Source organism: Pantoea sp. PGP6, assembly GCF_053474785.1.
In genome coordinates, this window is record NZ_JBQBMA010000001.1 from 3,268,622 (window position 1) to 3,284,750 (window position 16,129).

The following is a 16,129-nucleotide window of genomic DNA, read 5'->3' on the forward strand; positions in this document are numbered from 1 at the left end:
TCAGAAATTATGATATAAGAACGGTCGACAAAAAGGGGCACGCCGACCGATGAAGCGGCCTCAGCAACTGACGACAACCTTTACAGGACGACAAAAATGGTAACTTTCCAGACGAACCATGGCGATATCGTAATCAAAACCTTCGATGATAAAGCGCCGGCAACCGTAAAGAACTTCCTGGATTACTGCCGTGAAGGTTTCTACGACAACACCATTTTCCACCGGGTGATCAACGGCTTTATGATTCAGGGCGGCGGCTTCGAGCCGGGCATGAAGCAGAAAGCCACCAAAGATGAAATCCAGAACGAAGCCAACAATGGCCTGAAAAACACCAAAGGTAGGCTGGCAATGGCACGTACCTCTGCACCGCACTCTGCGACCGCACAGTTTTTCATCAACGTGGCTGACAACGACTTCCTGAACTTCCGTGACGAAAGCGTACAAGGCTGGGGTTACTGTGTGTTCGCTGAAGTGGTTGAAGGCATGGACGTGGTCGAGAAGATCAAAGGTGTTTCAACTGGCCGCAGTGGCATGCACCAGGATGTGCCAAAAGATGACGTTATCATCCAGAAAGTCACTGTCAGCGAGTAATGTCGCGCACCCTGTTTATCGCAGATCTCCATCTGTGTCAGGAAGAACCGGCGATCACCGCCGGTTTTCTGCATTTTTTACAGCGCGAAGCGCCACACTGCGACGCGCTCTATATTCTTGGCGATCTGTTTGAAGCCTGGATTGGTGACGACGATCCCAATCCACTGCATCAGCAGGTTGCCAGCGCCCTGCGCGCCCTCTCCGTTCCGGTCTACTTTATTCACGGCAACCGCGATTTCCTGATTGGCCAGCGCTTCGCCCGCGCCAGCGGCATGACGCTGCTGCCTGAAGAACAGGTGCTGACGCTCTACGGCCACCGTCTGCTGATCATGCACGGCGATACGCTCTGCACCGACGACGTCGGCTATCTGCGCTTTCGTGCCAAAGTCCATAACCGGTGGATCCAGCGACTGTTTCTGGCGTTACCGCTGCGGCTGCGCAAACGCATCGCCGCCCGGATGCGCGCCGACAGCAAACAAGCCAATCAGCATAAGTCCCAGACCATCATGGATGTGAACCACGACGCGGTGATCGCTACCCTGCTGCGCCAGCAGGTACGTTTGCTGATCCACGGTCATACTCACCGTCCGGCCATTCATCAGCTGACGCTGCAGGGTGAAACCGCGCAACGGGCGGTGCTGGGGGCCTGGCACAGTCGGGGATCGATGATTCAGCTCGACGCCAGCGGGATTCAGCTGATCGATTTTGACTTTTAATCGTCGGGTAAATCCGCGTGTTTAGCCCGACGCAACCGTTTTCCTTGCTCTCTTCTCATGCTATTCTCTGTGCCCTTCAAAACCTGTCCGCCCGGCCAGGTCTGTTTGTTCATTCACAGGAGTTGACCGCATGTCATCCAACGCCGCCCCGGCCCGCATCGCGATTGTTATGGGTTCCAAAAGTGACTGGTCCACCATGCAGTTCACTGCTGAAATTCTTACCAGCCTCGACGTGCCCTTCCATGTTGAAGTGGTTTCTGCACACCGTACGCCGGATAAACTGTTCAGCTTTGCCGAAACCGCCGCTGAGCGGGGTTTTCAGGTCATCATTGCTGGCGCGGGTGGCGCAGCACATCTGCCAGGTATGCTGGCGGCTAAAACCCTGCTGCCGGTACTGGGCGTGCCGGTTCAGAGCGCGGCGCTGAGCGGCGTCGATAGCCTCTATTCGATTGTGCAGATGCCGCGCGGAATTCCGGTCGGTACGCTGGCGATTGGTAAAGCCGGTGCCGCCAATGCCGGGCTGCTGACTGCGCAGATTCTGGCGATTCATGACGACGCGCTGCGTTCACGACTGGCGAACTGGCGTCAGAGCCAGACCGATGAAGTGCTGAATCATCCTGATCCACGGGAGGAGGCATGAAGCCGGTTTGCGTCCTCGGTAACGGTCAGTTAGGCCGTATGCTGCGCCAGGCGGGTGAACCGCTGGGGATCGCGGTTTATCCGGTAGGTCTGGATGCCGATCCGGCTGCCCTGCCAATGGCCGACAGCGTGATCACCGCCGAAATTGAGCGCTGGCCGGAAACCGCGCTGACCCGCGAACTGGCGAGTCATCCGGCGTTTGTGAACCGCGATATATTTCCGCGGCTGGCCGATCGCCTGACCCAGAAACAGCTGCTGGATCAGCTCCATCTCGCCACTGCGCCGTGGCAGTTGCTGGCCGACAAAGCCGAATGGCCGTCGGTATTTGCCTCGCTCGGCGAACTGGCGATTGTGAAGCGCCGCACCGGGGGTTATGACGGTCGTGGTCAGTGGCGTTTGCGTGCTGGCGAAACCGATGCACTGCCGGAAGAGTGCTATGGCGAATGCATCGTCGAACAGGGCATTAATTTCTCCGGCGAAGTGTCGCTGGTCGGCGCGCGCGGCCATGATGGCAGCACGGTGTTCTATCCGCTGACGCACAATCTGCATCAGGACGGCATTCTGCGCACCAGCGTGGCGTTGCCCCAGGCGGATCAGGCGCAACAGCAGCAGGCGGAAGCGATGCTGAGCGCCATCATGCAGGAACTGAACTACGTCGGCGTGATGGCGATGGAGTGTTTTGTCACCCCGGACGGATTGCTGATTAACGAACTGGCTCCGCGGGTGCATAACAGCGGCCACTGGACGCAGAATGGTGCCTCCATCAGCCAGTTCGAGCTGCATCTGCGGGCGATTCTGGCGCTGCCCCTGCCGCAACCGGTGGTGTTTGCGCCGTCGGCGATGGTCAATCTGATTGGCACTGCCGTCAACCCTGACTGGTTGCAGCAGCCGCTGGTGCACCTGCACTGGTATGACAAAGAGGTGCGCCCGGGCCGTAAGGTCGGGCACCTCAATCTGACCGACAGCGATACAGATCGACTCAGGGCTGCCCTCAACGCGCTGGTCCCTCTGCTACCGGCAGAGTACGCCAGTGGCATCGCCTGGGCGATTGAAAAACTGTAATCCTCCGCACCAAAGCCTGCTGATGGCATTGTCAGGCGGCTGAGAAGCGCAACGCGAGCGGAGCGGCCAGTGACAAAAACGCCGGATGCGTTTTTGAACAACGCAAAGCGTTGGCCCGGCTACGGGCGCACCTCAGAGATGAGGAGCGTAATCGCCCGCGCTGAGCCTGCCAGGGATGGCATTTTTGCGTCTTTGCGAAGGGCGGATGCTCCCTGAGCTAACACCTTATCGTCGCGCGCTGTGAGCGCTAATGCGTTCTGGATGACGACCGGATGCAGGCTGAACGCCCTGCACCCAGCCCTCCCCTTATGCCGCATCAAACTTCCTGAACAGCGCTTTGCCCTTCAGTAACCGCACCCCGAGCCAGCCACCGCACAGCGACAATAACAGCGCGCCGGATAACGGCAGCGCCAGCCACAAGGTCCAGTCAGGCTGCCACGGGAAATCAAAGATTTTACGCTGCAATCCCCACAGTGCGGCTTCCGCGCCCATCGCGGCGGCCACCCCGGAAACCACGCCGAGCAGCGCAAACTCGCACCATAAGGTGGTGCGCAGCAGCCGTTTACTGGCACCCAGCGTCCGGTAAACCACCAGCTCCTGACGACGCTGACGCATCCCCACCTGAATCTGCGCCAGCAACAGCAGCACACCGCAGGCGGTGACCAGTATCACCATCACCTCCAGCGCCTGGCTGACCTGCGTCAGCACCTGGCCGATCTGCCGCATAATACTGCCGATATCCAGCAGACTCAGCGTCGGAAAACTGCGGTTCAGCGCCGCCAGCAGCGCCGGATCGGCCTCCATTCGGAAGCTGGTGAGCCAGGTCTGCGGCTGACTATCCAGCGCGCCCGGCGGGAAGATGAAGAAAAAGTTCGGCTTCAGACTCTCCCAGTCCACTTTACGCAGGCTGGTGATTCTGGCGCTGAACTTTTGCGTATCGCCATCAAAGGTCAGGGTGTCACCGAGCTTCACCCCTAAGCGGGTAGCCAGCTCCGCCTCCATCGAGACTTCGCCCGCTTTGGGCGGCCAGCTTCCGGCGACCAGCGGATTGTGGTCTGGCCGCTCCGCCAGCGCGGTCAGGTTAAGTTCACGGTTCAGGGCGTTATCCAGCGTCGGATCGGCCGGTTTGCCGTTGAGTTCGCTGAGCCGCACCCGCGCAATCGGGTAGAAGGTTTCCGGCTTAATCTGATGAGACTGCAGGAAGTTGCGCACCTGCGGCACCTGATCGGCAGTCATATTCAGCAGGAAGAAGTTCGGGCTGTCGGCCGGTAACTGCTGCTGCCAGCGATCGAGCAGATCGCCGCGCATCACCAGCAGCAGGGCCAGCAGCATAAACGACAGCGAAAAAGCAGAGAGCTGACTCAGCGTGATGCCCGGCTGGCGCAGCAGACGGTTGATCGCCAGCCGTAATGCCAGATTGCGCACCACCAGCCGACGCAGCAGCAGCAGCGTGCCCCAGCCCAGCAGCGCCAGTAATCCGGCCAGCACCACCACGCCTGCCAGCAGCGCCCACAGCATTTTACTGCCGCCCACCAGCAGCGCTAACAGCGCCACCACCACGGCTGCCATCAGCGGAATATAGAATTTCAGCGGCCACAGGTTAGCCACCGCATCACGCCGCAGCACGCGCAACGGCTGGGTCGCCAGCAGCAGACGATAAGGTCGCAGTCCCACCAGCAGCGAGATAATAAACAGCGATCCGACCGCCCAGATCCACGGCCAGAAACTGGCAGCCGGCAGGCTGGCTGGCAGCACCGGCTTCAGCATCACCATCAGCGCCGCTTCCACCCCCTGCCCGACCAGGCTGCCGGCCATCGCCGCCAGCAGCAGCACCGCCAGCCACTGACCGATGATTAACTTCTGCAACGCGCCGTGGGTCGCTCCCAGCGTCTTCAACACCGCCACCAGATCGTAACGGCTGCGGCAGTAGTGGCTCATGGCAACGGCCACCGCAGCAATCGCCAGCATCAGCGTCAGCAGCGCAGATAACAGCAGGAACTGCTGCGCGCGCTGCATCGAACGCCCCAGCGCATCCTCTGAGTTTTCAATGCTGATCCAGCGCTGGTCAGCCTTGAGCTGCGGTTCTATCCAGCGGTCATAGCGCGCCAGCTGCTCCGGATTACCGGAAAACTTATAGCGCCAGCTGATGCGGCTACCAGGCTGAATCGCACCGGTGCTGGCCGCATCGGCCAGGTTGATCAGCAGTCGAGGCGCCATCTCAAACGGATTAAAACCGCCATCCGGCTCCTGAATCACTTCGCCAGTAATCCGCAGCCGGGTATCACCGACCTCAAGCAAATCGCCGACCTTCAGGTTGAGCAGCGCCATCAGCCGCGGTGCCGCCAGCGCAGTGCCCGCCTGCGGCTTCAGGCCCGCCGGTTGGGTTTGCAGGGTGCCAAACATCGGATAGCGGTCATCTACTGCCTTTACCGACGCCAGCTGTGGCGACTGATCGGCAAAAGTCATGGTCATGAACGTCAGCTGGCGGCTGACCGTCAGCCCGGTTGCCTGTGCCTTGTCCAGCCACGCCGCCGGGACGGCATCACTGCTGCGCAGCGTTCGATCGCCCGCCATAAAATCACGGCTCTGCTGACTGAGACCTTTCTCCATCCGATCGCTGATCGAACCCAGCGCCAGCACGCAGGCCACCGCCAGCGTCAACGCCAGCCAGACAATTAACAGCGAGGGCGAGCGCCACTCGCGCCAGAACCAGCGCCAGATCATTGTTCCTCCCACAATTTACCGTCACGCAGCCGCAGGCGACGATCGCAGCGCGCGGCCAACTGCTCATCGTGGGTGACCAGAATCAGGGTGGTGGCAAAATCGCGGTTCAGTGAAAACAGCAGGTCAGCAATCCGATCGCCGGTTTTGCGGTCAAGATTACCGGTCGGCTCATCGGCAAACAGCAGGCCCGGGCGGCCACTGAAGGCGCGTGCCAGCGCCACGCGCTGCTGTTCGCCACCGGAAAGCTGCGCCGGCAGATGATGCAGGCGTTCACCCAGTCCCAGCAGGGTCAGTAGCTCCCGCGCCTGTTCACGGCTCTGGCGATCGCTGTCGCCGCGCAGCAGTGACGGCAGCTGCACGTTCTCCAGCGCATTTAGGGTCGGCACCAGCATAAACGACTGAAACACAAACCCTACCTGGCGGGCGCGTAACGCCGCACGCTGCTCCTCATTCATCTGGTGTAACGGCTGGCCCAGCAGATAGACTTCACCGCTGCTGCCATCATCCAGCCCGGCCAGAATCCCCAGCAGGGTTGACTTTCCGGAGCCCGACTCGCCGATCAGCGCCAGAGTCTCGGCTGGTTTGACAACTAACTCAACTCCGGTAAGGATGGTTAACTGATGCTCTCCCTGACCGACGGACTTAGTAAGATGATGAACTTCAACAATGTTTTCCGCTGGCATTATCCCTTCCTGTTATTGATTCTTTTGCTGGTGTCGCGTCTTGCCGCCGCTGATACCCTGATGGTGCTGGGTGACAGCCTCAGCGCGGGATACCGCATGTCCGCCACCGCGGCCTGGCCGAGCCTGCTGGATAAACAGTGGCAACAGCAGCCCAGAGTGATCAACGCCAGCATCAGCGGCGATACTGCCGCACAAGGCCTGGCGCGTTTGCCCGCGCTATTAAAGCAGCATCAGCCGCAATGGGTGTTAATCGAATTGGGCGGTAACGACGGCCTGCGCGGTTTCCCGCCGGCCGACATTGCACAAAATCTGCGTAAAGTGATCGATGATGTTAAAGCCGCTAATGCGAAGCCGCTGCTGATGCAGATTCGGCTGCCGGCCAATTACGGACGCCGCTACACCGAAGCGTTCAGCGGCATCTATCCCGACTTAGCGCAACAGTACAGCATCCCGCTGGTGCCCTTTTTCATGGAGCAGGTTTACCTGAAACCGGAGTGGATGCAGCAGGACGGCATTCATCCCAATCCTGATGCCCAACCCTTTATCGCCGGATTGATGGCAAAAGAGCTGGCTCCCTTAGTTAAGCAGCCGTAGCGCGAACAGGCGCGCAAAAAGGGTAAAGAAATGCAAAAAACCATCCTGATTACAGGTTGTTCCAGCGGTATTGGCCTGGTCGCGGCGCACGATCTTCAGGCGCGCGGCTATCGGGTGATCGCCGCCTGTCGTAAAGCGGATGATGTGGCGCGCATGGAGACGCTGGGTTTTATCGGCCTTCAGCTGGATCTCGACGATCCGCAGAGCGTCGATAATGCGGCCGATAAGGTCATTGCGCTCAGCGATAACTGTCTGGCAGGCCTGTTTAACAATGCCGGTTTTGGTCTCTACGGACCGTTACGAACCCTTTCCCGTCAGCAGCTGGAGCAGCAGTTTTCCAGTAACTTTTTCGGCGTTCATCAACTGACGCTGCGGCTGATCCCCGCGCTGGCGGCCAGTGGCGACGGCCGGATTATTAATACCAGTTCAGTGCTCGGGCTGATCTCTACCCCTGGCCGGGGCGCTTACGCCGCCAGTAAATATGCGCTGGAAGCCTGGAGCGATGCGCTGCGGCTGGAACTGCGCACCAGTAACATCCGCGTCAGCCTGATCGAACCGGGGCCGATTCACACCCGTTTCACCGATAATGTGACGCAGGGCGAGCAGGATAAGCCGGTGCGTAATCCGGGCATTGCCGCACGCTTTACGCTGCCACCGGAGGCCATTCTGCCTAAACTTCGTCATGCACTCGAGAGCAAACATCCGCGTTTACGCTATCCGGTGACGCTGGTCGCACATGCCATGAGCCTGCTGAAACGCCTGCTGCCAGGCTGGATGCTGGATCGCATTTTGCGCAGCCATTGAGCCTGCGGCCTGATTAGAACTTGAAGCGCGGCCAGTTGGCCCCATATTCTTTAAACACTTTTTGCAAAGAGACTTATCCATGTCACCACATGCTTCGATAATCGACATCAACGAATCTAACCTGCAGCAGACGCTTGAGCATTCGATGCAGCTGCCGGTGCTGTTTTACTTCTGGTCTGAGCGCAGCCAGCATTGTCAGGAGCTGACGCCGGTGCTGGAGCGGCTGGCGCAGGAATATGCCGGCCAGTTTATTCTCGCCCGTCTGGATTGCGATAGAGAGCAAATGGTGGCATCGCAGTTTGGTCTGCGTTCTATTCCAACGGTTTATCTGTTCCAGAACGGGCAGCCAGTCGATGGCTTCCAGGGACCGCAACCGGAAGAGGCGATCCGCGCTCTGCTGGAAAAAGTTCTGCCGCGTGAAGAAGAGCTGAAAGCACAGCAGGCGATGGCGCTGATGGAAGAAGGCAAACCGCTGGATGCGCTGCCGCTGTTAAAGGAGGCCTGGCAGCTGAGCAATCAATCGAGCGAGATTGGTTTCCTGCTGGCTGAAGTGCTGATCACCCTGAGCCGCAGCGATGAAGCGGAAGCAGTGCTGAAAGCGGTGCCGTTACAGGATCAGGATACCCGTTATCAGAGCCTGATGGCGCAGATCGATCTGCTGAAACAGGCGGCCGATACCCCGGAGATCCAGCAGCTGCAATCCCAGCTGGAGGCCGATCCGTCGAACGCCGGGCTGGCTGCTAAACTGTCGTTACAGCTGCATCAGGTCGGCCGTAATGAAGAGGCGCTGGAACTGCTGTTCAGCTTCCTCAAAACCGATCTTAACGCCGCCGATGGCCAGGCACGTAAAATGCTGCAGGAGATTCTGGCTGCGCTGGGCACCGGCGATGCCCTCGCCGCGCGCTATCGCCGCCAGCTTTACTCGCTGCTCTACTAACGGCGGGACCACGGGCCGAAGCGACTCGGCCCGTTCATCTGACAACGCGGAGGTTGTATGATAACTGTAATTCCTGCCCTGATCGTGCTGGCGCTGGTGGCTGTCTGGGCGACCGTCAAGATTGTGCCACAGGGTTTTCAATGGACGGTTGAACGATTTGGACGTTATACCCGCACGCTGCAACCCGGCTTGAGCCTGGTGGTGCCGTTCATGGATCGTGTCGGTCGTAAGATCAACATGATGGAACAGGTACTGGATATTCCCTCGCAAGAGATCATCTCCAAAGATAACGCCAACGTTACCATTGATGCGGTCTGCTTTATTCAGGTCGTTGACCCGGCACGCGCCGCGTATGAAGTCAGCAATCTTGAGCAGGCTATTCTGAACCTCACCATGACCAATATGCGCACCGTGCTTGGCAGCATGGAGCTGGACGAAATGTTATCGCAGCGCGACAGCATTAATACCCGGCTGCTGCATATCGTCGACGAAGCCACCAATCCGTGGGGCGTTAAAATCACCCGTATTGAGATCCGCGATGTGCGTCCGCCGCAGGAGCTGATCGGCGCGATGAATGCGCAGATGAAAGCGGAGCGTACCAAACGCGCCGATATTCTGACGGCGGAAGGAGTACGACAGGCAGCGATCCTGCGCGCCGAAGGGGATAAACAGTCACAGATCCTTAAAGCCGAAGGGGAACGGACCTCGGCCTTTTTGCAGGCCGAAGCGCGGGAACGTCAGGCGGAAGCGGAAGCCAACGCCACCAAAATGGTGTCTGAAGCGATTGCCGCCGGTGATATTCAGGCGATCAACTACTTCGTGGCGCAGAAATATACCGACGCACTGCAAAAAATTGGCGAAGCCAATAACAGCAAAGTGGTGATGATGCCGCTGGAGGCAAGCAGCTTACTCGGCTCAATTGCCGGCATCGGTGAACTGCTGAAAGAATCCCGCACCGAGTCGAAACGCTGATGCTGGTCGATATCATTGCCCATCCGCACTGGTTCTGGCTGACGCTCGGCGGCCTGCTGCTGGCGGCGGAAATGCTGGGCACCAGCGGTTATCTGCTGTGGAGCGGCCTGGCCGCGGTGATGGTAGGCATTATCGAATGGTTTATCCCGTTCAGCTGGACCGCTCAGGGCACAATGTTTGCCGTCCTGACGCTGGTCTGCGTCTTTTTCTGGTATCGCTGGATGCGCTACCGTGAAGCACGCCAGGTTCCGAACTCGCTCAATCAGCGCGGCAGCCAGATGATTGGCCTGCAGTTAACCCTCGATAGCGCGCTGCAGAACCGCACCGGGCATGTGCGGATTGGCGACAGCAGCTGGCGAGTTCAGGCTGAACAGGATCTGCCGGCGGGAACGCCGGTCGAAGTGGTGGCGGTTGAAGGCATTACCCTGCGCATTCAGCCGCGCTTACCGCCCGGCTGAGAACAGCATCCGGCCAGATTGTTGATGATTGGGCATTCTGCGCTGTCGTCGCCCGGACAGGCCTCGGCCAGCGCCAGCAAACGTGCGCGCATCGCGTGCAGCTCCTCAATATGCGCCGCAATCTCATCGGCTTTCTGCAGGGTCCGCGCCTTAACGTCGGCACTGTGGCGCGCCGGATTATTAAACAGCGCCACCAGTTCACGACACTCATCCAGCGTAAAGCCGACCTGACGCGCCTGGCGTAACAGATTGAGTTCATCCAGATGACGCACGCTGTAGCTGCGATAGCCATTTTCACTGCGCAGCGGAGGCGTCACCACCCCCTTCTCTTCATAAAAACGAATCGCCTTGCTGGTGAGTCCGGTCTTTTTCGCCACATCGCTGATGTTCATTTTGCTCCCCTTGACCTTCCCCTTGATGGAAGGTTTATGCTTAATCATGAATCGAAACTGACCACCTGGTCAAATCTGATCACACAAGGAGTTCATCATGTCACATACCATTTCTCTGGCCCTGGACGGTCTGTCCTGCGGCCATTGCGTTAAACGGGTAAAAGAAGCGCTGGAACAGCGGGACGATGTTGAGCAGGCTGAGGTCACGCAGCAGGAAGCACGGGTTTCCGGTGCGGCCGATGCGGCAGACCTGATCGCGACCGTCGAACAGGCCGGTTATCACGCCACGCTGAAAACGGCTGACAGCTCCCCAAAGCCTGAGCCGTTGACAGCATCGGAGCCGCCGCCGGAGGCGCTGACAACGGAATCGCTTTCCCGTCCGGCAGAAAAAACCGTTCCTGCTCACATGTTGCTGATTGAAGGCATGACCTGTGCCAGCTGCGTAAGTCGGGTAGAAAAAGCGTTGCAGCAGGTGGCTGGCGTTAGCCAGGCCCGGGTTAACCTGGGCGAACGCAGCGCGCTGGTGCTGGGCGAAGCCGATCCGCAGCAGCTGATCGCGGCGGTGGATGCCGCCGGTTATGGCGCGCAGGTAGTCGATGATGAGCAGGAACGGCGTGAAAAACAGCAGCAGAGCGCCCGCAGCGCAATGCGCCGTTTTAGCTGGCAGGCCGCAGTGGCCTTAGCCTTTGGCGTGCCGCTGATGATCTGGGGCATGCTGGGCGACAACATGATGCTGACCGCCAGCAACCACAGCCTCTGGCTGACGCTGGGGGTGATGACACTGCTGGTGATGGTGATCACCGGCGGACATTTTTATCGCAGCGCCTGGCGCAGTGCCCGCAACGGCAGCGCCACCATGGATACGCTGGTGGCGCTGGGTACCGCCGCGGCCTGGATCTACTCGTTCGGCGTGGTGCTGTGGCCCGACTTTTTCCCGTCGCAGGCGCGGCATCTCTATTTTGAAGCCAGCGTGATGATCCTCGGGTTGATCAACCTCGGGCATGCGCTGGAGCAGCGGGCGCGTCAGCGATCGTCAAAAGCGCTGGAACGCCTGCTCGATCTGACTCCGGCGCAGGCGCGACTGGCCGATGAACAGGGCGATAACTTAATTCCCCTTAGCGCGGTGCAGCCCGGCATGATGCTGCGTCTGGTGACCGGCGATCGGGTGCCGGTTGATGGGGAGATTACCGCTGGTGAGGCCTGGTTTGATGAGGCGATGCTGACCGGTGAAGCGGTGCCGCAAAGTAAAGGCCCGGGTGAGGCGGTGTTTGCCGGTACGCTGGTGCAGGATGGTTCAGTGCAGTTTGAAGCCCGCGCAACCGGCAGTCACACTACGCTGTCGCGCATTATCCGGCTGGTACGCCAGGCCCAGAGCAGCAAACCTGACGTCGGCCGCTTAGCCGATCGCATCTCTGCGGTGTTCGTCCCGGTGGTGGTGGCGATTGCGCTGATCAGCGGCGGCATCTGGTACCTGTTCGGGCCACAACCGCAAATCGCCTATATGCTGGTGATCGCCACCACCGTGCTGATTATTGCCTGTCCCTGCGCATTAGGACTGGCGACGCCGATGTCGATTATCGCTGGCGTGGGTCGGGCCGCCGAACTCGGCGTGCTGGTACGGGATGCCGATGCGTTGCAGCGTGCCAGTCAAATCGACACGCTGGTGTTCGATAAAACCGGCACCCTGACGGCCGGTACGCCGCAGGTCAGCGAGGTTCGGGTCTGGGGTGATGCCAGCCGCGAGTCGGTACTGCAGACCGCCGCCGCGCTGGAATACTCCTCCGGCCATCCGCTGGCTAAAGCGATTGTTGCCGCGGCTGACCTCACCCGTGCGCCGTCACTGGCACAATTTCGTACAATACGCGGCAAAGGGGTCAGCGGCATACTGGATGGCAGAGCGTTACTGCTGGGTAATGCCGCCCTGCTGCAGGAGAATGGGGTCGATTATCAGCCCGCGATGGCGGATATCGAACGTCTGACGCAACAGGGTGCGACGCCGGTGTTACTGGCTGAACAGGGCCAGCTGATTGGCCTGATCGCCCTGCGCGATGCGCTGCGGCCGGAAAGCGCCACCGCCCTGAAACGGCTGCATCAGTCGGGTTATCGCCTGATTATGCTCACCGGTGACCACCAGAATACTGCGCAGGCGATTGCGGCTGAGGTGGGAATTGATGAGGTGATCGCCGGCGTGCTGCCAGAAGGCAAGGCAGCGGCGATTGCGCAGTTACAGCAGCAGGGCCGGCGCGTCGCCATGGTCGGTGACGGCATTAACGATGCGCCCGCACTGGCCCAGGCTGAGGTAGGGATTGCCATGGGCGGCGGCAGCGACGTGGCGGTAGAAACCGCCGGCATTACGTTAATGCGCGCCGATCTCAACAGCGTCGCCGATGCGTTAGCCATCTCGTCAGCCACGCTGCGCAATATCCGCCAGAACCTGTTCGGGGCCTTTATTTATAACAGTATTGGTATTCCGGTAGCGGCTGGCGTGCTCTACCCGCTGACCGGCACCCTGCTCAGCCCGATTGTGGCAGGCGCTGCGATGGCGCTCTCCTCGATTACGGTGGTTGCCAACGCCAATCGCCTGCTGCGCTATCAGCCGCCGCGCCAGCAATAGCCGTTTCGGCGCTGTTTTTCGGCGACTGAAGCCGCTAGCATGGGGTTTTAAATAGCGAAGGACCGGGAATGACAGGCAACGTTTGGCGCTCACTGCGCGGCTTCATCAGCCAACTTTTTCCCGCCAGCTACCGCTGGCCTGCCATCGATGTCCGGCTCGGCGAATGTCATCTGCATCTGGTGGGCAGTATTCATATGGGAACGCGGGATATGCAGCCGCTGCCGGCGCGGCTGCTGCGTCAGCTGCAGAAGGCCGATGCGCTGATCGTCGAAGCGGATATTACCCAGGGCAGCTCGCCGTTTGATGGCAGCGCGGATCGTCCCCCGCTGGCGACCCGGCTTGAAGACGAGGCTTTGCAGACGCTCACCGCGCTGTGTCACGAAATGAACCTGTCGATCGGTTCATTTGATACCCTGCCCGCCTGGCAGATTGCGCTGATGTTGCAGGCGCAGCAGGCGCAACGGCTGGGATTGCGGCCCGACTACGGCATTGATTATCAGCTGTTGCAGGCGGCAAAGCGCTGGAACAAGCCGGTGATTGAGCTGGAGGGCGCTGAAGCGCAGATTGCGCTGCTGAATACGCTGCCGGATGACGGCATGGCGCTGCTGCAGGATACGCTGACCCACTGGCATACCAATGCGCGGCTGCTGCAAATGATGGTCAGCTGGTGGCTGGATACGCCGCCCCGCCAGCCGCAGATTGCTCTGCCGGCCACGTTTAGTCAGGCGCTCAACGATACGTTGATCGGTCAGCGTAATGCGCAGTGGCGGGATAAACTGCAGGCCTTAGCGGCGGGAGACTACGTGGTGGCAGTCGGTGCGCTGCATCTCTACGGTGAGGATAATTTGCCCGGGATGCTGAAGACGCGCTGAAAAAAAGAGAGCCGATAATACTACCGGCCCGTCAAAGAGGAATTTGTTTATGATTTTGGTTATCGCTCAGCAATCAGATTGCTGGCGCGCGGCCAATTCTCGCGCAAAGCACAAAATTTCGCCACCTTTATTCAACGATCGGGCGCAATAAGATTTTTCTTAGGAAGGGACCGGTATGACACCTGCAGTAAAACTACTGGAAAAACAAAAAGTCAGCTTCACTCTGCACCCCTATGAACACGACAGCAGCGAAACCCATTTTGGTGATGAGGCAGTGCGTAAACTGAATCTGGACGCGCGTCAGGTCTATAAAACGCTGCTGGTGGCGCTGAATGGCGAGGCAAAACAGCTGGCGGTGGCGGTCACGCCGGTATCAACCCAGCTCGATTTGAAAAAAGTCGCCAAAGCGCTGGGGGCTAAAAAAGTCGATATGGCCGATCCGCTACAGGCGCAGCGGGTGACCGGCTACCTGGTCGGCGGCATCAGTCCGCTGGGGCAGAAGAAACGGCTGCCGACGGTGATCGATATTTCTGCTGCCGACTTTGCCACTATCTTTATTTCCGGCGGCAAGCGCGGGCTGGATATTGAACTGGCACCGCAGGAACTTGCCCGCCTGCTGGACGCCCCTCTGGCGGATATCGCCCGCCACGATTAAACCCGCGGCTGGGCGCATAGCTGATCGATCATCCAGCGTCCCGCCGGACCCGGTGGGTTACGGCGCGACCAGATCACCTCAACCGCAATATGCTGCGGCCAGCCCGGCAGCGGCAGCTCCTGCAACACGCCATGGCCAAACTGCTTTACCAGCCAGCGTGGCAGGATGGTCCAGCCAAAGCCCTGCTCTGCCATCTCCAGCAGCAATAAATAGGTGGGCGCTGACCAGATGCGCCCCATTGAGGTCGGTTCGCGCTGCTCGACCCAGGTATTCAGTCGCAGATGGCGCACCTCTTCAAGCTGACTCTCACTGAGGGTTTTAAGCATCGCCAGCGGATGCTGATGGTGCAGATAAACCGCCATCTGAGCCTCCACCTGCAGGCGTGCCACCGCAATATCGGCTGGCAGCGCGGGCTGCGCCCGCACCACCCCGAGATGGACCCGCCCGGCCTGCAACAGATCCAGCACATCGCCATCTTCCGCCATCATGCACTCCAGCTCGATCTCCGGAAAGCGTGCGTCAAACTGCTTTAGCAGATGCTCGTGATGATCGGTTTGCCAGAAATCAGAGACGGCAAAACTTAACCGCGGCTCTACGCCCTGCGATAAACGTATTGCCAGCGCATCCAGCCGCTCACTGGCGGCGAGAATTTGCTGCACCTGCGGCAGTGCGCGTCGTCCCTGCTCGGTTAATACCGGCTGGCGTCCGCCACGATCAAACAACACCAGGCCGAGGTCGTCTTCTAAATTCGCCACCGCCGCACTGATGGTGGACTGACTTTTTCCCAGCGCCCGCGCGGCAGCAGAAAACGAGCCGCTGGTCACGGTCTGGACAAAGGCCTCAAGGGATTCCGGGGAGTAACGCATCTTATCCATCGCTTTTTTCGATAGGTGTTCATTTCATTTTAGCATTCTGCGGTGAGAGAATGCCTGGCATAACCCGAGGAGAGTTAAGTCATGCGTACCCGCTCACTAAAAGAACGTATTTTACATGCCGTCTGTTTTGAAACACTGGCGATTCTGACCGTATCACCGCTGGCCGCATGGGCGATGAATAAGCCACTGTTTCAGATGGGATCGCTGGCGATTATGTTGTCTACCGTCGCGATGCTGTGGAACATGATCTACAACAGCGGATTTGACCGGCTGCACCCGCCAGGGCAGAAACGCAGTGCTGGCGTGCGCGTGATGCACGCACTGGGTTTTGAAGGGGGATTTATCCTGATTGGCCTGCCGATTGCGGCCTGGATGCTGGATATTTCGCTGTGGCAGGCGTTTCTGGTGGAAGTCGCCTTCTTCCTGTTCTTCCTGCCCTACACCATGGCCTATAACTGGGTGTGGGACAAACTGCGCGAGCGCTGGATCAGCCGCAAATCCTGTCAGGCATAAAAACAATCGGGAGGCGCATGCGCCTCCC

17 protein-coding genes are annotated in these 16,129 nt (G+C 59.4%); 13 read left to right on the forward strand and 4 right to left on the reverse strand.

What is annotated here, in order from left to right; genetic code table 11:
* Window positions 1–96 precede the first annotated feature (96 nt).
* The 4 genes from ppiB (at window position 97) to purK (ending at window position 3,008) form a co-directional block, all read left to right on the forward strand.
* Window positions 97–591 (forward strand): peptidylprolyl isomerase B, encoded by a 495-nt coding sequence (gene ppiB, locus ACLIBF_RS15960; protein WP_448310097.1) that lies wholly within the window; start codon window positions 97–99, stop codon window positions 589–591.
* Complete coding sequence (gene lpxH / locus ACLIBF_RS15965; protein ID WP_279809547.1) at window positions 591–1,307, forward strand: UDP-2,3-diacylglucosamine diphosphatase; 717 nt, start codon at window positions 591–593, stop codon at window positions 1,305–1,307. The genes ppiB and lpxH overlap by 1 nt, the downstream gene beginning before the upstream one ends.
* Before the next feature lie 130 nt (window positions 1,308–1,437).
* A complete protein-coding gene (gene purE / locus ACLIBF_RS15970; protein ID WP_279809548.1) occupies window positions 1,438–1,947 on the forward strand; it encodes a 5-(carboxyamino)imidazole ribonucleotide mutase in 510 nt (169 codons plus the stop codon).
* Window positions 1,944–3,008: a 5-(carboxyamino)imidazole ribonucleotide synthase gene (purK, locus tag ACLIBF_RS15975; protein ID WP_089562577.1), complete on the forward strand. Its 1,065-nt coding sequence runs from the start codon at window positions 1,944–1,946 to the stop codon at window positions 3,006–3,008. Before purE ends, purK begins: the two co-directional genes overlap by 4 nt.
* Before the next feature lie 306 nt (window positions 3,009–3,314).
* Here the strand turns inward: purK and ybbP are convergent, their stop codons facing one another.
* Window positions 3,315–5,732 carry a putative ABC transporter permease subunit YbbP gene (gene ybbP, locus ACLIBF_RS15980; RefSeq protein WP_448310100.1) on the reverse strand — a complete coding sequence of 806 codons (2,418 nt, stop codon included), beginning with the start codon at window positions 5,730–5,732 and terminating at the stop codon, window positions 3,315–3,317.
* Window positions 5,729–6,415 carry a putative ABC transporter ATP-binding protein YbbA gene (ybbA, locus tag ACLIBF_RS15985; protein ID WP_316552041.1) on the reverse strand — a complete coding sequence of 229 codons (687 nt, stop codon included), beginning with the start codon at window positions 6,413–6,415 and terminating at the stop codon, window positions 5,729–5,731. The genes ybbP and ybbA overlap by 4 nt, the downstream gene beginning before the upstream one ends.
* Between ybbA and tesA the strand changes: the two genes are divergently transcribed.
* From tesA to ACLIBF_RS16010, 5 genes are all read left to right on the forward strand, one after another.
* Window positions 6,383–7,009 carry a multifunctional acyl-CoA thioesterase I/protease I/lysophospholipase L1 gene (gene tesA / locus ACLIBF_RS15990; protein ID WP_152659097.1) on the forward strand — a complete coding sequence of 209 codons (627 nt, stop codon included), beginning with the start codon at window positions 6,383–6,385 and terminating at the stop codon, window positions 7,007–7,009. The genes ybbA and tesA overlap by 33 nt on opposite strands.
* A gap of 30 nt (window positions 7,010–7,039) precedes the next feature.
* A complete protein-coding gene (locus ACLIBF_RS15995; RefSeq protein WP_031376065.1) occupies window positions 7,040–7,813 on the forward strand; it encodes an SDR family oxidoreductase in 774 nt (257 codons plus the stop codon).
* Window positions 7,814–7,892: 79 nt separating this feature from the next.
* Window positions 7,893–8,750 (forward strand): co-chaperone YbbN, encoded by an 858-nt coding sequence (locus ACLIBF_RS16000; RefSeq protein WP_448310103.1) that lies wholly within the window; start codon window positions 7,893–7,895, stop codon window positions 8,748–8,750.
* A 57-nt stretch (window positions 8,751–8,807) separates the two neighbouring features.
* Entirely contained in the window at window positions 8,808–9,722 is a 915-nt protein-coding gene (locus ACLIBF_RS16005; protein ID WP_031376063.1) for an SPFH domain-containing protein, read from the forward strand.
* Window positions 9,722–10,180, forward strand: coding sequence for an NfeD family protein (locus ACLIBF_RS16010; protein ID WP_031376062.1), 459 nt, complete (start codon window positions 9,722–9,724; stop codon window positions 10,178–10,180). The genes ACLIBF_RS16005 and ACLIBF_RS16010 overlap by 1 nt, the downstream gene beginning before the upstream one ends.
* On the opposite strand, the gene cueR is transcribed toward ACLIBF_RS16010, so the two are convergent.
* On the reverse strand, window positions 10,156–10,572 hold the full coding sequence (gene cueR, locus ACLIBF_RS16015) for a Cu(I)-responsive transcriptional regulator (protein ID WP_031376061.1): 417 nt from the start codon (window positions 10,570–10,572) through the stop codon (window positions 10,156–10,158). The two genes, ACLIBF_RS16010 and cueR, sit on opposite strands and share 25 nt — an antisense overlap.
* A 97-nt stretch (window positions 10,573–10,669) precedes the next feature.
* On the opposite strand from cueR, the gene copA reads away from it, so the two are divergent.
* From copA to ybaK, 3 genes are all read left to right on the forward strand, one after another.
* Window positions 10,670–13,186 (forward strand): copper-exporting P-type ATPase CopA, encoded by a 2,517-nt coding sequence (gene copA, locus ACLIBF_RS16020; protein WP_316552040.1) that lies wholly within the window; start codon window positions 10,670–10,672, stop codon window positions 13,184–13,186.
* A gap of 68 nt (window positions 13,187–13,254) precedes the next feature.
* A complete protein-coding gene (locus ACLIBF_RS16025; RefSeq protein ID WP_316552039.1) occupies window positions 13,255–14,058 on the forward strand; it encodes a TraB/GumN family protein in 804 nt (267 codons plus the stop codon).
* Window positions 14,059–14,233: 175 nt separating this feature from the next.
* The gene (gene ybaK, locus ACLIBF_RS16030) at window positions 14,234–14,713 is read left to right on the forward strand and encodes a Cys-tRNA(Pro)/Cys-tRNA(Cys) deacylase YbaK (protein WP_069727959.1); all 480 of its coding nucleotides are present in this window, start codon (window positions 14,234–14,236) and stop codon (window positions 14,711–14,713) included.
* Here ybaK and ACLIBF_RS16035 read toward each other — a convergent pair.
* Window positions 14,710–15,579, reverse strand: coding sequence for a LysR family transcriptional regulator (locus tag ACLIBF_RS16035; RefSeq protein ID WP_031376058.1), 870 nt, complete (start codon window positions 15,577–15,579; stop codon window positions 14,710–14,712). The two genes, ybaK and ACLIBF_RS16035, sit on opposite strands and share 4 nt — an antisense overlap.
* Before the next feature lie 90 nt (window positions 15,580–15,669).
* Here ACLIBF_RS16035 and ACLIBF_RS16040 point away from each other — a divergent pair, with 90 nt between their 5' ends.
* Window positions 15,670–16,101 carry a multidrug/biocide efflux PACE transporter gene (locus tag ACLIBF_RS16040; RefSeq protein WP_069727958.1) on the forward strand — a complete coding sequence of 144 codons (432 nt, stop codon included), beginning with the start codon at window positions 15,670–15,672 and terminating at the stop codon, window positions 16,099–16,101.
* The last annotated feature ends 28 nt before the right edge of the window (window positions 16,102–16,129 follow it).